Annotated in this window: 17 protein-coding genes; 5 read left to right on the forward strand and 12 right to left on the reverse strand. The window is 32.1% G+C overall.

Annotation, left to right across the window (positions count from 1 at the left end):
* Window positions 1–155 precede the first annotated feature (155 nt).
* The 3 genes from MKY08_RS12070 to MKY08_RS12080 all read right to left on the reverse strand — a co-directional run bounded on the left by MKY08_RS12070 (window position 156) and on the right by MKY08_RS12080 (window position 1,961).
* Window positions 156–701, reverse strand: a complete 546-nt coding sequence (locus MKY08_RS12070) for a hypothetical protein (RefSeq protein WP_069512253.1) — start codon at window positions 699–701, stop codon at window positions 156–158.
* Between the two features lie 25 nt (window positions 702–726).
* Window positions 727–1,644, reverse strand: a complete 918-nt coding sequence (locus tag MKY08_RS12075) for a DUF4868 domain-containing protein (protein WP_069512251.1) — start codon at window positions 1,642–1,644, stop codon at window positions 727–729.
* Between the two features lie 98 nt (window positions 1,645–1,742).
* A complete protein-coding gene (locus MKY08_RS12080; protein WP_069512249.1) occupies window positions 1,743–1,961 on the reverse strand; it encodes a hypothetical protein in 219 nt (72 codons plus the stop codon).
* Between the two features lie 227 nt (window positions 1,962–2,188).
* Here MKY08_RS12080 and MKY08_RS12085 point away from each other — a divergent pair, with 227 nt between their 5' ends.
* Window positions 2,189–3,223 (forward strand): beta-propeller fold lactonase family protein, encoded by a 1,035-nt coding sequence (locus tag MKY08_RS12085; protein ID WP_219818986.1) that lies wholly within the window; start codon window positions 2,189–2,191, stop codon window positions 3,221–3,223.
* A gap of 96 nt (window positions 3,224–3,319) precedes the next feature.
* On the opposite strand, the gene MKY08_RS12090 is transcribed toward MKY08_RS12085, so the two are convergent.
* The 5 genes from MKY08_RS12090 to MKY08_RS12110 all read right to left on the reverse strand — a co-directional run bounded on the left by MKY08_RS12090 (window position 3,320) and on the right by MKY08_RS12110 (window position 6,837).
* On the reverse strand, window positions 3,320–3,736 hold the full coding sequence (locus MKY08_RS12090) for a GNAT family N-acetyltransferase (RefSeq protein ID WP_069512246.1): 417 nt from the start codon (window positions 3,734–3,736) through the stop codon (window positions 3,320–3,322).
* Between the two features lie 144 nt (window positions 3,737–3,880).
* Window positions 3,881–4,249, reverse strand: a complete 369-nt coding sequence (locus MKY08_RS12095; protein WP_069512244.1) for a DUF6713 family protein — start codon at window positions 4,247–4,249, stop codon at window positions 3,881–3,883.
* 125 nt (window positions 4,250–4,374) lie between these two features.
* Entirely contained in the window at window positions 4,375–4,965 is a 591-nt protein-coding gene (locus tag MKY08_RS12100; RefSeq protein WP_069512242.1) for a hypothetical protein, read from the reverse strand.
* A 114-nt stretch (window positions 4,966–5,079) separates the two neighbouring features.
* Window positions 5,080–5,955 (reverse strand): hypothetical protein, encoded by an 876-nt coding sequence (locus MKY08_RS12105; RefSeq protein ID WP_069512240.1) that lies wholly within the window; start codon window positions 5,953–5,955, stop codon window positions 5,080–5,082.
* 108 nt (window positions 5,956–6,063) lie between these two features.
* Entirely contained in the window at window positions 6,064–6,837 is a 774-nt protein-coding gene (locus tag MKY08_RS12110; RefSeq protein WP_069512238.1) for a class I SAM-dependent methyltransferase, read from the reverse strand.
* A 133-nt stretch (window positions 6,838–6,970) separates the two neighbouring features.
* Between MKY08_RS12110 and MKY08_RS12115 the strand changes: the two genes are divergently transcribed.
* Window positions 6,971–7,633 carry a pentapeptide repeat-containing protein gene (locus MKY08_RS12115; RefSeq protein WP_069512236.1) on the forward strand — a complete coding sequence of 221 codons (663 nt, stop codon included), beginning with the start codon at window positions 6,971–6,973 and terminating at the stop codon, window positions 7,631–7,633.
* A gap of 277 nt (window positions 7,634–7,910) precedes the next feature.
* Here the strand turns inward: MKY08_RS12115 and MKY08_RS12120 are convergent, their stop codons facing one another.
* Both MKY08_RS12120 and MKY08_RS12125 read right to left on the reverse strand, forming a co-directional pair.
* A complete protein-coding gene (locus tag MKY08_RS12120) occupies window positions 7,911–8,432 on the reverse strand; it encodes a GNAT family protein (protein ID WP_069512234.1) in 522 nt (173 codons plus the stop codon).
* Window positions 8,433–10,066: 1,634 nt separating this feature from the next.
* Window positions 10,067–10,228, reverse strand: coding sequence for a hypothetical protein (locus MKY08_RS12125; protein ID WP_167397257.1), 162 nt, complete (start codon window positions 10,226–10,228; stop codon window positions 10,067–10,069).
* A gap of 557 nt (window positions 10,229–10,785) precedes the next feature.
* Here MKY08_RS12125 and MKY08_RS12130 point away from each other — a divergent pair.
* The gene (locus tag MKY08_RS12130; protein WP_069512228.1) at window positions 10,786–11,322 is read left to right on the forward strand and encodes an HXXEE domain-containing protein; all 537 of its coding nucleotides are present in this window, start codon (window positions 10,786–10,788) and stop codon (window positions 11,320–11,322) included.
* Window positions 11,323–11,399: 77 nt separating this feature from the next.
* Here MKY08_RS12130 and MKY08_RS12135 read toward each other — a convergent pair whose 3' ends face one another.
* Window positions 11,400–11,708: a hypothetical protein gene (locus MKY08_RS12135; RefSeq protein WP_069512226.1), complete on the reverse strand. Its 309-nt coding sequence runs from the start codon at window positions 11,706–11,708 to the stop codon at window positions 11,400–11,402.
* Between the two features lie 493 nt (window positions 11,709–12,201).
* The gene (locus MKY08_RS12140) at window positions 12,202–12,618 is read right to left on the reverse strand and encodes a phage holin family protein (RefSeq protein WP_024364917.1); all 417 of its coding nucleotides are present in this window, start codon (window positions 12,616–12,618) and stop codon (window positions 12,202–12,204) included.
* Between the two features lie 616 nt (window positions 12,619–13,234).
* Here MKY08_RS12140 and MKY08_RS12145 point away from each other — a divergent pair.
* Complete coding sequence (locus MKY08_RS12145) at window positions 13,235–13,393, forward strand: YjcZ family sporulation protein (RefSeq protein WP_080653413.1); 159 nt, start codon at window positions 13,235–13,237, stop codon at window positions 13,391–13,393.
* A 267-nt stretch (window positions 13,394–13,660) separates the two neighbouring features.
* Window positions 13,661–13,837, forward strand: a complete 177-nt coding sequence (locus tag MKY08_RS12150) for a hypothetical protein (protein WP_024364918.1) — start codon at window positions 13,661–13,663, stop codon at window positions 13,835–13,837.
* Window positions 13,838–13,889: the final 52 nt, after the last annotated feature.

Genomic DNA, 13,889 nt, shown 5'->3' on the forward strand with positions numbered 1-13,889 from the left:
AATTTGGCCTATATCTTTTTTTGGTATAGGCTTTTTTGTTTGTAATATAAGGAGTATCCTTGCCCACTAAGTAATCTAGCTGTCTATGGACAGTCTTTTAAGTCCTGCCCATTGTCAAATGGCGACTTTCTTTTCACAATGGTTTGCTACTTTCTCTAAGACCTATGCAAATAAATATTACTAGCCAGTTTTCTAACACGGATAGGGTTGTTAGCAATGTTCATTCTAATAAAATAATCTGGATTGTTTTTTGAAATAATTACGCGACCAAGCTCATCCTCGTAAATATTCCATCCAAATAATAAGAACGTTATATTCACATGGATTAAATTGGACTTAATATATAAATAGCCAATTATTATAAACAAAATCCCGTTTGTAATTAAAGTACTTATTTCTTTAACATTGATGGCCAATAAAGGTACGATATATGTCACTAAGTAACTTAAAATCTCTTCATTTTTTCTTGCTACGCGCTCACTAATAATCGTGCTGTTTAATTCACATTTTTTCATATACCAAATCGGTAAAAAGGAAAGGAAAAATAATACGACCAAAATAATAGTAACGGTAAGCGTTACTTGATCTTCAACAAATGACTGCACATCAATATTTTCATAAGGGAATATGGACAGAGCAACTATGAGATACAATGGAGAGTATGACGATATAAACAGAAACAATTTAAAAAGATTTGTCATTTGTCCTCCACCCTTTCTTGATAAATTACCTTAAATCATCTCTGCCTCTTTCACCCGTAAGAACAGTTTTATAATAGGCATCATTTAGTAACTTGACGATATCATTCAATTGTTTTTTATCTGTATATTTTATTTTTGTCTTTTCCTCGTTTAATTCAATATTTAAGTCAAATTCCTTAATAATTTCTTCTATTTTATCAAAGTTCTCAACGAACCTCGTCATTCTCTCAGGCTTTGTCATTAATCGCGAAACTCGCTTAACTATATTACCATCTTCAATGCTATCATTTTTAAATTGTTCAAAGCCTTCTAATTTATTCGTTTCTTCAAAAGCACATAAGACCGAATTCGTATTGTGCACATACTTTGTTTTCAAATCGAAAATTCGTTGCACTGAAACATTATTTACTACTAGTATTTCGTTGTCATAAATAAGTAGGTCAAACCCTGGTTCAATGCCAATAAATGAATCTGAGACTTTTCTAAAAGTAGAATCCGCAATGATTCCCCAAAGACCTTTTGAAAACTTCTTGAATTGTGGAATGCGATTTAAGAAATAAGCATACTTTCCTGCTTCTATTTCAATTTTTATACAGTATAAATCTTTTTGCACATCTTCATTCAATGATTCACCCGGTTCCTGTAAACTTTTTAATAAATGATCATAAGTTATTCCTATATAGGATGACTTACAATACTCAACTACGCCATTAGGTCGTCCATTTTCATTAAATTCTAGCTGCTCTTTTCCAACAAGCTTATCAATAGTTGGCTGGATAATATTGATTATCTCTTTTTGTAAAGAATGGCTTATTGATGGTTTAAATGAAAAATAGTCTAACATAGACTGTGTCTTAATCTTTTCAATTAAAAACAAACTTACTTCAAATGTACCACTCAATAAGTGTTCTGAAATTTTGCTGTTTATGAACTCGATATTCAATAATAATCCCCCTTCACTATTTAATAATATAATTAAAATTATACAACATTTGGTTTTTAGTACATCATCATACATCTATGATGGCTGCCGTAACTTCATTATTTTGTAATGAGCAAGTTGCATAAAAATTGATAACAATGCTCTTTTTCTTTAAAACACTCATGCAAATTTATATTTTCAATTTCATAAAATTTTGGTGTTTTACGAATGGTATATTTGCCAATAACGATTTCTTCATCAACCATAAGTTTTGTTACTGCCTCATAAATAGGATCAATCGAAAAGCCAATGATTTCATAAATATTCACATTTCCCATATTTATCCCCCTTTATTTCACTATGCTAACGTCTGAAAAAATATGATTCATTTAAGACTTAAATTTTATTTGCGTAAAGCGACATCAAAAATGTTCACGAAAGTTAAAACATTATTTGAATAAAAGTACTTAATATGAAAGCGTGTCTTTTTAGATGGAGGAAAACATACAAGGAAGATGGTTACGTGTACATATAGTAGCAATATATGAAAGAAAGGAGGACTATCGTGGAAAAAAAACTTAAAAACCTTAGAAAGTTCAAGCTCAAATCAAATCCGAATTGTCGTTGCCATTGTTGCTGTTTTTGTTGTAAGTGTGATTGTAAACCACCATTTTTACCTTTCCCACCAATTTGCAACTTTCTAGTATATGTTACAGATGCCGGTCAATTAGCAACGCCAGACAATAGAGTATCAGTAATAAATACAGCAACGAATACTATCGTCGCTTCCATTCCAGTAGGAACTGCTCCTTTAGAAGTAGCGATTACACCAAATGGTGAATTCGGTTATGTCCCTGCATACTTCTCGAATAACGTAACAGTTTTTAGTACGGCAACGAATATGGTAGTGGCCACCATTCCAGTAGGAGTGAATCCCCTAGGTGTAGCCATTTCACCGAATGGAACATTGGCTTATGTTTCTAACCAAGGGTCTAATACGGTGTCTGTCATAAATACAACTACGAATACGGTAACTGCAACTATTCCGGTAGGTCTTGCACCACAAGGGATAGCTTTTACACCCAATGGTGCGTTCGCCTATGTTGCCGATGAAAATTCAAATGCAGTATCGGTTATTAATACGGCAACCAATACAGTTGTAGCTACAATACCTGTTGGAGTTCGCCCAAGATCCATTGTTATTACACCGAATGGACAATTTGCTTATGTCACAAATGAAGCTAGTAATACGGTGTCCGTTATTAACACAAATACCAATACAGTCATTGCTACCATTCCTGTTGGAAATGGTCCTGTTGGAACAGCCATTACACCTGATGGAACATTCGTTTACATTGTAAATAAAGGTAGTAATACAGTATCTGTCATTGATACGTCTACAAATCTAGTTATTGCAACAATCCCTGTAGGTCTATCCCCTGACCAAATAACCATCCTTCCAAATGGAACGTTTGCATATGTCACAAATCAACTAGATAATACAGTGTCTGTTATTAATATCGCAACAAATACCGTAGTTGATACAATCCCTGGATTTAATGGACCGACGGGTATAAAAACAGGAACAATTTGTATATAAAATTAATTGGATTATTTAAAAAAAACCAGAATTAATCTACATATTGTAGCATCTATTCTGGTTTTTTAATGATTATTGATCCATCCATTACTAAATTTACTCTAAATATTCTTGGGCTAGTTGCTGATTTTTATAAATCCCCATACCTGTCTTCAATTTTTTAAATCCCATTTTTTCGTAAAAAGGAACATTACCAGTTGTTGCAATTAACTGAATACATGAAACATTTTCTAACTGCTTCATCATATCTTCCAAAAGCATCCGTGCAATTCCTTGGCCTTGAAACTTTTTATGGACAACTACATCATAAATAGCTGCATTAAATACTCCATCTGAAAGCGCTCTAACAAAACCTACAATTTTGCAATCGACCAATGCAATCACAACATGAGTACTTGCATTAAAAACCTTCTCGATTATCCGTTCATTATGTTTATGCCACCCAACGGATTGATAAACTTCTTTCAGCATAATAAGATCTTTCTCTTCTATTTCGTATTTAAGCAATACCATCCTATTCCCCATCCTCCCTTTAATATTTGAATAATTCAAATATCTATTGATCTCTAATTTTACTAAATTATACGTGTATTGTTCCAAATTATGGGCTATTTTCTTCAATAAAAAACGCCATATCACAAAAGATATGGCTTTGCTTTAAATCTTAATTAAAAATAATAAATGTCCTACTGAAAGAATGCCTAATAAATGTATAATTGCTCTTGAAAATGCATTTTTAAAGTTATTTCGAGGATGTCGCTCAAAAAATAAATGCAGAATGGAATGAACAATAAAAAATAAATCTAAAGTCCAAAAAAGGATCGTTTGATATTGACTAAATAATAATAAAAATATAATTATGTAAAGAACAATATGAATCAATGTGAATACTTTGTAAGCTTTCTCATCTTCCATATCCTTTAGTATGACAAACATCCGCCACTCCGAGCACCTAATCGCATCCATTTCATGTAAAAGAAATAAAGAAAGGTTCAATAAAAAAAGGGCAAGTACTAAATCAGGCATTTCCAATCTCCTCATCTTTTTTCCTTCATATTACTATAAAAAGATGTTCTAAAACGAAGAAACTCTGACAAAATATGTCGAAATTAAGTCTTAATAACTAGAGAAGTGCCCCCGTTTTTTTAGACCTACTGGCTATCAGGCTTCCATTGAATAAGCAAATTTGTATCATGGTTTTTCGTCCATTCTAAAAATTCATTCACATGTCGAATCCCACATTCTATTACAGCCTGATATATAAATATTGATGAATAACTTAAATTAATTTCTAGTAAAGCTTCTTTAATATCAAGAATAGCTTTTCTCGAAGTTGCTGTTAACGCTTTTTTCATAAAAGGCACCAAATCTTTGGAGAGAGCTCCTTGACGTCCATTTGAAAAAAGCCACATATCGATATTCCACTCTTCTTGATTAGCTAAATAAATGATTTTAAAATAATGGCCTTGATAATCTGAATCCATATAATTTTTATATTTTAGTTCCACTACATTTTGATTGTCTACTAATGGTGCCAACGCCATCATTACTTTTTCTGGATTTAATTCATCACTAAATGTCTCCATATCAATATCAGGCGATACGATTAAATCATAAGCGGTTGCACCCACTACAAAACAATTTCCTATCGTACGCCATCTTTGCATTAATTGTAACTCATCTAAAATTTTTAATGCCCTTACTTTTTTTCTATTTGCCCTGTCTAAACTGTTTACGTCCATCACCTTATTTCCAAAATTAAGTATTATGATAGAATAAATGATTGCAAATTAAAATGCAAATTATTTATTCAGACTAAAGGGAATAAAGAACAATCATCTGCAACACGCATCATTTTATTCCTTTGAAAAAAATTTCGAATCAATCGTATCTATAACTGAAGAGATAGCAAAAAAATACCCCATGTCCATTTTCTCTTCATATGTTAAATTATTTGAATCCTTTTTAAGAAAAGCAATCCATTCATTTTCTAATTCACTCATATTTTTTCCATATACATCCGCTACTTTTTTTGACAAATCCTTTTCATTGTAAATCTGTTCAAACTTTTCTAACCCGTAAGTGTCTACTAAATATGTTACAAAAGATGAAGCATGTGTATAGCTCATCAATCGAAGAGTAAAATCTTTTTCAGTTATAAGGACAGGGCGAAAATAGGATTCATCCAGATTAGAATCTATCAATTTACTAATAGGAATTAATTTGTTTGCATCCATAAAATATTTTACAAGTTTATGGGGATATGTTTTATTTTCCCCGTACTTTTCTTCCAAATAACTAGCAAAGCCCTCTTGTGTAAAATACCCACTGCTTGTATCAAAATCTTTCCCATAGCCCAGTAAGGAATGTGTTAATTCATGTATTAGTGGGTATCTGTCTTCCTTCACGCCATATAGCTCGATTCTGGATGCCAAGCCCAAAGAAGTAAGATCTCCTTCATTGAGATAAACGTTGATTTTGTCAGAAGGAACATAGGAAGTTTGAATCGAATTTTGTATTACATCATAGGCAGTTAGAAGTTCCTCTTTAATTTTTTCCACTTTTTCTTGTGGGACCTTCATGTTATTAATAATCTCAAAGGTTACTCTCCCATCAGGTGTCACTACAATCTGTTCATCCTCAATTTCTTGTTCTTTTGGGACAACCTCATCTTGTGTACAAGCTGTTAATAAGAAGATGGACACAAGAAATAACGCACTAAATTTATACATTTTTTCCTCCTGAAAACCAGTATTTTAAAAATATACGTTTCAAAATTCAAAAAGTTTCATATTTAGTATAAAAGTTTATGTTAGTGTGCTTGCAAATGGAACTGCATTTTACACTTTACGAGCAGTCAAAATCGGTTGATAATAACCTGTATTTTCAGGGAAATGCCATTCAATATTGACGAAGCCAATCATACGTAGTACTTTGTTAATTTCTTCCCTTAACAATGCCCTGTATCGAGTACTATTATGTTTTGTTTTCCATTCACCGTTAATTTCTCTCATAATAAATTGATTTACTGTATACGTTTTTCCATCTTCTGCCCAATCATAGACTTGAAAAGTCATTCTCTTTCCTTCGTCCAATATATTTGGTTTTGTCGTGATTATTTTCTCTATAACCATCGCATCGTAATCTCTTATCGTAACTAAAAGGAAACCATTATGATGAAGCTTTTCATACATATTTTGACAAGCTTTATGCAAATCTTTATCTGTTATTAAATGCGGTATTGCATTATCCGCCGACAGCACAATATCAAATAACCCTGATACATTCGTATTGAGCTCGCGAAAATCTGCTACTCCAAAGTTTATTTTCACCCCATAATGAGCTGCTTCTTTTTGAGCTCTCTTTACAGATACAGCACTAATGTCAGTAGCGGTTACATGAAATCCATAATTCGCCAAACCAATTGCTTGTGTACCAATGCCACACGAACAATCTAATAAGGAAACCTGCTGCATCGAAGATAAGTTTAACTTCGATTGGATAATTTTATATAGAATTTCACTTTGCCGAACAATTGCTAAATGCCAATCAACAAATATTAGATGATAATCTTCTGCAAGTTCATCATAGAATTTTAATACTGAATCTTCCAATGTTAATCCCCCCAAAATCGGTCCTTTATAACACAAACTGCTATGTCCATACTATGAAGGAAAAATAAAGACTTATAAAAACATGAATTTTTTATTATTCTATATACATCATTACATTGAGAGGTGTGATAAAGTGGCAAAAGTATTTAAAATTGAATCACCTAAATTGCCTTTAGCATTAGAAAAAGTAAATTTTCAAGATATTTTTTATGAAGAAGATCCGTACTTATCCAATTGTGTCATCGAAAATACGGTCATTGACAATATGGCTATTGATAGACTTATTTTATCAAAAGTCCTCTTTAAAAATGTGAGATTCATAAATGTTTCTTTTAGAAAAATTGATTTGACTGATGTAATTTTTGAAAACTGTGATTTATCGAATGCTAGCTTTAGGGAAGGCTTAATTCACAGAGTTACATTCGACAATTGTAAAGTCTTAGGATTAAATTTAGCAGAAGCTCATGTAGGAAATGTTTTGTTTGACAATTGTATTGCAAATTTATGTGATTTTACAGAGACTCGTTTAAAACAGGTCATTTTTGATCATTCATCGCTACAAAGCGCCAACTATTTTGAATGCAAATTTAATAAAGTCATTTTTAATGAGTGTGATATTAATGATGTGGATTTTTCTCAAACCTCTTTAAAAGGTATTGATATTAGCACATGTCGATATGAAAGGTTGAATGTTACTTTGGAAAGTATAAAAGGTTGCGAAGTATCCTCTGAACAAGCTGTTGGGTTTGCATCATTGCTAGGTTTAAAAGTTAAATCGCAGCTCATTACAGGATAAAACTGTCAGGAAACAACAACTCCCGTACTTACTCTATTGTATGGAGGGGCTTACAATAAGTAGGTGAGCAACACTATAAGTATTTTATTTTCAATAAATCTACAGTTCGCACAAAAACAGCACTGTACAGTTTAGACGATGACATTTGTTCAAAACATCTTTCGGGGTTTATGCTTGTTACTATTCCATGTTTCAAATTATTTAGTAAATAAAATTTCCACTTCACTATTCATTTCGCTTAATCATTACATAATATTCAATATTGTTCTTTACTTCTTTACTTAATGAAAGAATAAATATTAGTGTCATAAGGCATATTATTTTGATGCATAAAGTTTCTTAAAACCCCTTCTTTTTCAAAACCCAATGCTTCCAATAGCTTATTGGAAGCTTCATTTTCCGTAAAAACAATGGCTCCTATGCGCACCAAATTCATCTCCTGAAAACCATAGGAAATAACTTTCCTTACAGCTTCCTTTGCATAGCCTTGCCCCCAACTATTAGGGAAAAGCGCATAACTGATATCCGCTTTTTTATGCTCCACAGACCAATCTTGAAAACCAATTGTACCAATAATTTCTTCTTGGCCTTGTACGGATATTCCCCATTTAATGCCATGTTTTTCTTTGAAATTATTAGAAAAATTTTGGATAATCTGTTTCACTTGCTCTAAGCTTGTTAACGGCTTCTGCCCATAATGATGTAAAACGTCTGGATTTGAAAAACAACTTAATATTGCTTGCGCATCATTTTCTGTCAGTTCTCTTACTAAACGCTCGGTATGTAATAGTGGAAACATGCTTTTCCCTCTACTTTCAAAATCGTATTTTTACCATTCTATAACAATAGCACATTATTTACATTACTTATTCTGCGTAGTACTCCAATTTATTTAAAAAGCAGCCATTTAGTATCAATACACTTAATGGCTGCACATCTATTATGTTTAGATATTTTTATTTGATAATTATTAAACTGTTCTAGACTATATTGAAAAGCACCTCACTTTAAAGTGGTGAGATGCCTCCTAATTTATTGCGGTACTTCTTCCGCTAATTTCAAAAATCTAGCAAGTTTTTTTGTTTTCTAATTCTTCCATAGAAACTAAATGGTTATATATCATTAAACTTCAAAAACTTCTTTTGACTATGCTTTATTTGCTATCATACTCCTTTTTAATTTTTATTAGGATTTTGTTATATATAGATATGCTAATATTTTTAACGACCAACAATAAGAATAACGATACAATGCAAACACCCATTGCTACATACATTATCGTTTGCATTATATAATAAGGATAAATGGTAGTGTGTAATAAAATATACAACCGCTTGATATCATAACCATTAGCCAGCCAGGAAGTCTTTGTGCAAGAAAGTCCGTACTTTTTCGCTTCATATACTTTACCAAAACCTTGAAAACAAAGGACATAATTTGTATATAAACGAAAAGTATGAAAGCACCCAATAAAATCTCTAGAAATGTATTCAAAACATATCACCTAATAATTAATATTATTAATCATTACAAACCTGTTTTGACTGTACTTATTTACTTTCATAGTCCTTTTTAATTTTTAAAACTATTCTGTTGTATTTATTAATGCTGATTGGTTTCACGACCAATAATAAAAATAGTGCAATCAGACATATAATCATGGCTGTATACATTATTGTTTGCATTATATAATAATATGTCAAATATGGGGGCGAATACCAATATATCCAACCACTTGATAACATTATCAAAAGCCACCCAGGCAATATTTGCACAAGGAAGTCCCTGCTTTTTTGTTTCATATAATTTCTCACTACCTTAAATACATAGGACATAAATTGGATATAGCAGAAACCTATAAAAGCGCTCAACAAAATGTTAAGAATGCTATTCAATATAAATCACCCGTTAAACGTAACTTAGAATTGTCAATTATGTGGAGATGCAACAGTAGAAAATTCCAAAGTTACTGCTAAGTAACAAATATTTTTTTCATACTAATCCTTTAAATTTTAATCTGTTTGCCAGTTTTCAGAGTATTGAAATTATTTATAACCGAACATTATCATAGTATTTTTATTAATGTGTTACCGCATTCTTCCTTGTCCTAATAGTTACCCATTTCATTGAGATTGGGACACTTATTCTCCTATGTCTCACTAGATCTAGTTAAAATTTATTTTAACAATTACGGATAGCATTTCAATATTCAAGCTAAAAATCAGGGTTATTTAACTATTATTTTGAAGATAATTCAAAATAAATATATTTACTGAATTATTAATTCTTATACAAACTTTGTAGCAATTTGCTAAAATTTTATTTTATTTGATATGTAATGGCGAATAAGAAATTTTTCGATTAGATGTCACGAGGTATACAAGTCTTCACGATTTGTTTCAACTAAAAAGCACCCCTGTGAGGTGCTTTTTCTTATTGCGGTACTTCTTCTAATAATTTTTCAAAATCTAATAGATACCCGCCAATTTTTGCTTTTTCTAACTCTTCTATATATTCTTCTTTTCGTTCGGTTAGTCTGTCTTCAAGTGTGTTTTGATAGGCCGGAAATAGATTGTAATCTACTGGTTTCCCCATAAGTTCACCTCTTATATTATATTTTTTATTATTATAAGATATATTGATAATTTCTGACAATTGAAAATAACAAATTTGAATAAAAAGATCGACAATGTCACATGTATATAGACTTATCCTTGTGCATACTCACTGTACTATTTCCCTATGAATTATAATGTACTTAGAACTTCCTACATAAATTAGAAATATTAATCTTTATCAACGTTTAGTATTTGTCGAAAGAGCAGTAATTTACTAAAAGTTAACCATCACTCACTATTATTCAAAAAACAATTAACTAAATAATCCAAAATTGCTATAATACTTATAACTATTGAAACACACGTAACTTTAGAAATAATAAAGTATTTATTTTTTATCTAGTTTGCAGGCTAATAGCTAGTTATCATAACTATTTCATCATAGTAATAGTAGTGTAAAGCAAATTTAGCTTTGCACCTCCTGATTTGTTGGTTAGGGTCACTCTGGTCCAGTGACCCTTTAATCATTTTTCCATTCCAATCTACAATTCTTTATACGTGACCAAATATAAACGAAAGCAAGTGAGGTCCATAATGGCATTCTGGTTAAATGTTCAAACATTAATCTGGTTATTTCCTATTCTTTTCATTATCCACGATTTTGAAGAGATTATTTTAGTAGAAAAATGGTTGCATACGAATCGCAATAAGATTTATAAACGGCTGCCTTCCAAAATAGCTGACCGAATTGTGAAGCAGTTTTCTATGACGACAGCTCAATTTGCAGCAGCAGTTATCGTTATTTTTTTATTTGTCAGTGCAGCTACTGTTTCAGCTATTCACTATCTCTATAATGGCACTAGTTGGAGTTTATACTTTTTTATAGCTGTTTCATTAGTATTTTTTATTCATGCGTTTACGCATATTGGGCAGACGATTATATTTCGCTCTATTGCTCCTGGAACTATTACATCGATCATTCTTATTATTCCATACAGCATTCTTTTATTTAGATCATTATTGATGGAGGAAATTGTTACGTGGAAAATGATTTTGATATCCTTACCTTTTGGTGTGCTCTTTTTTCCTGTTGTGTTAACAGCTCATTGGATTGGCAAAAAGTTTATATAATTTATGAACTGTTAAGCTCTTTTTTGCAAAATATAAATAAATCCTTTTTATTTTTCAGTTCACTTAAACAGGGTTGTTTATTTTACATATTTCAAATGCTTTTTTACAAATGCTACAATGTATTGTACTTCCTCTTCTGTCATATTCAATAAACTACTAACTCTTCGTAATTTTGCTGGGGACTTTAATTGTTCTCTTACTTTATCAATAAACATGTATTTACACTTCCGTGGATTTACCGTATCCCTAATTTGTTTATAACGTAAGTAAGCATATCGAGCGAAGGCGTTCAACATTTCTCGCTCGTATCCTTCTCGTTCTAAGTTCATGACAGCAGCTTCTATCTCTTCGGTTTCAAAAATCCAGGAGCCATCGGTTAATTGCATACTACCACCTCTTTCCAAATAAACTTGGTAAAGCTTGTTGAAGGCAAAGTCCTCTTGATCACATCCATTTATGCTTCAATATTCCTTTAACGCTATTCTTTCGAGATGTGTTATCCCTCAACACGCTCTTCCCCTCATTATTAAATGCAAAATAAAAAGCCCCACCTAGTTAGATGTGACTCTTTTATTATTTTTGATGAAAAACAGCTACCATTTTGTGCTGTGTTAAACGAACAATTAAACGTTTCAATTTTATGACCTGCTATCTCTTTGCGATTATTTTTTACGTATAGCAATCCCCACACCGTATGCCAATCAAAAGATATTGGGTCTTTTAGCAGTCTTATTCAAGGCAGTGTGTGGTAGAAAAACTATATTTAAAGCCAAATGGCCTTGTTTCTATATTCTTGCCATTACTGTGTGGGAATTGTTTAAAGTAATGTCCTTATCCGTCATGAAAAAGCCACTAAATCACAAGACTTTTAACTACAATCTACTGCTCATCATCCTTTTTATCGTCATTATCCTTTTTCAACTGTGCAAAAGCATTTGCTAAAAACTTTGGAACACGAATGCCCAACTTACCTAAGTTTTCGATTATACTTATTCCTTCCATCCCAATTAAAAACAAAATCATGGCGTTACGCATAAAGTTGCCGCTTTCTGTTGCATTGTCCAACTGAACTGCTGCAATAACCATTAAAATCATGGCTGTCTTTTTCAGTAGACCTTTAAAAGTTTTACGAGAATCTATATCTTTGATGATCCAACCAACCATTACACCTAATGTCAAATCAATTGCCATTAGAATTGTTAAAGATGTCACCAATTCATCTACACCGCCAATTAGATATACGATTAATGCGGTCATACCTCCTATAAGTGAAGACCAAAATGTATTTGTTTCCATATCATCACCTACCTTCTTCTATATTAGAACCCCCCACACAGGTGATAGCTGGAGGCATAAAAAAACTACTTTATTTTTCATAAAGTACTTTTTGATTTCTTCAATCAATGCCTTCATTTCTAGCATATTCAATTCCTAGACCTATGAAGGTTAACAAAAATACAGAAAGAACTAACTTTTCGTAAATAAACCTCACTCAAGCTTCTAGCCATTAGCTATCACATTCGTTCTACTTTTTGGCACAACTATGCCTGCTACAATTAGTGGACTTAATGGATTAGCAATACTTTATATTGCGAAGTATCGTTGAAAAAAGCATGCAGGTAAAATTGTAGGGATAGAATCACCATCATAAATAATCGCAACATTAATGTAGTGAATTAGAAATGCTATACCGCAGTTTAAAAAGTATGCTATAATGCTCTTACTGACAAACCAAACAGGTAACCAATTCAAAGCTGTAGCGTTTTTATACGCTGCAGCTTTTTGTAATGAAAAACTTTACACATTAAAAAAAACATTTCTAAAACAGATGGGCTTGAATTGGGATAAATACCCCTCCGCATTTCAACAGGGAACATATTATAAATTGAAGGAAGGAAAGGAGGTATGTTTCATGGGCTACTACGGAAATGTAGGAAGCTGGAACAATAATTATTGTGGTGGATATAACTACGGCGGTGACTATTACTATGGTGGCGGCAATGGCTCTACGTTTACGCTTATTGTTGTACTCTTTATTCTCTTAATTATTGTCGGTACTGCTTTCTTATAAAAAATGTTATACAAAGCAATGGCATGCATGATGCTAGCTTTACACTCCTATTAACCCCTTTGGGTCACTTCCCCCAAGTGACCCATTTTTTATGGTTAAAAAAAGTGAAAATATCTTGGATTTCCTCCTGCATTTCGTCATTCTATACAGCATGAATAAAAAATGGACTTCATTTAAAGGAAAATTGGACGAGTATAGGTTCGCGCTTATTCGCAAATAGTATAAGTGGTGTAATGTCACCAAATTAACTTCGATGGAGGGATTTTGATGAATTCAATTCGAGAAGGTTTAATCCCAACTATTTTAGGTTCTGCTGTTACAGCTGCTGGATATGCATTAAAGCAAAAAAGCGGTTCTAACAAAATGATTGCCCATACAGTCTTTGGATTTGGTTTAGCACATATTGTGTTAGGAGCAATAGACCTTGTAGAACATCGTCGTTAGAAATGGAAGGGCACACTATTGTGCTCTTCTTTTTTATTTGTTTCGTATATAT

The organism is Lysinibacillus sp. FSL M8-0337, from assembly GCF_038593855.1.
Taxonomy (GTDB): domain Bacteria; phylum Bacillota; class Bacilli; order Bacillales_A; family Planococcaceae; genus Lysinibacillus; species Lysinibacillus sphaericus_D.

Coding starts and splice junctions, on each gene's coding strand:
- MKY08_RS12070 (WP_069512253.1), bottom strand. CDS start 701: ATGACAAATCTTTTTAAATTGTTTCTGTTTATATCGTCATACTCTCCA.
- MKY08_RS12080 (WP_069512249.1), bottom strand. CDS start 1,961: ATGGGAAATGTGAATATTTATGAAATCATTGGCTTTTCGATTGATCCT.
- MKY08_RS12090 (WP_069512246.1), bottom strand. CDS start 3,736: ATGGTATTGCTTAAATACGAAATAGAAGAGAAAGATCTTATTATGCTG.
- MKY08_RS12095 (WP_069512244.1), bottom strand. CDS start 4,249: ATGCCTGATTTAGTACTTGCCCTTTTTTTATTGAACCTTTCTTTATTT.
- MKY08_RS12100 (WP_069512242.1), bottom strand. CDS start 4,965: ATGGACGTAAACAGTTTAGACAGGGCAAATAGAAAAAAAGTAAGGGCA.
- MKY08_RS12105 (WP_069512240.1), bottom strand. CDS start 5,955: ATGTATAAATTTAGTGCGTTATTTCTTGTGTCCATCTTCTTATTAACA.
- MKY08_RS12120 (WP_069512234.1), bottom strand. CDS start 8,432: ATGTTTCCACTATTACATACCGAGCGTTTAGTAAGAGAACTGACAGAA.
- MKY08_RS12125 (WP_167397257.1), bottom strand. CDS start 10,228: ATGGGGAAACCAGTAGATTACAATCTATTTCCGGCCTATCAAAACACA.
- MKY08_RS12130 (WP_069512228.1), top strand. CDS start 10,786: ATGGCATTCTGGTTAAATGTTCAAACATTAATCTGGTTATTTCCTATT.
- MKY08_RS12135 (WP_069512226.1), bottom strand. CDS start 11,708: ATGCAATTAACCGATGGCTCCTGGATTTTTGAAACCGAAGAGATAGAA.
- MKY08_RS12140 (WP_024364917.1), bottom strand. CDS start 12,618: ATGGAAACAAATACATTTTGGTCTTCACTTATAGGAGGTATGACCGCA.
- MKY08_RS12145 (WP_080653413.1), top strand. CDS start 13,235: ATGGGCTACTACGGAAATGTAGGAAGCTGGAACAATAATTATTGTGGT.
- MKY08_RS12150 (WP_024364918.1), top strand. CDS start 13,661: ATGAATTCAATTCGAGAAGGTTTAATCCCAACTATTTTAGGTTCTGCT.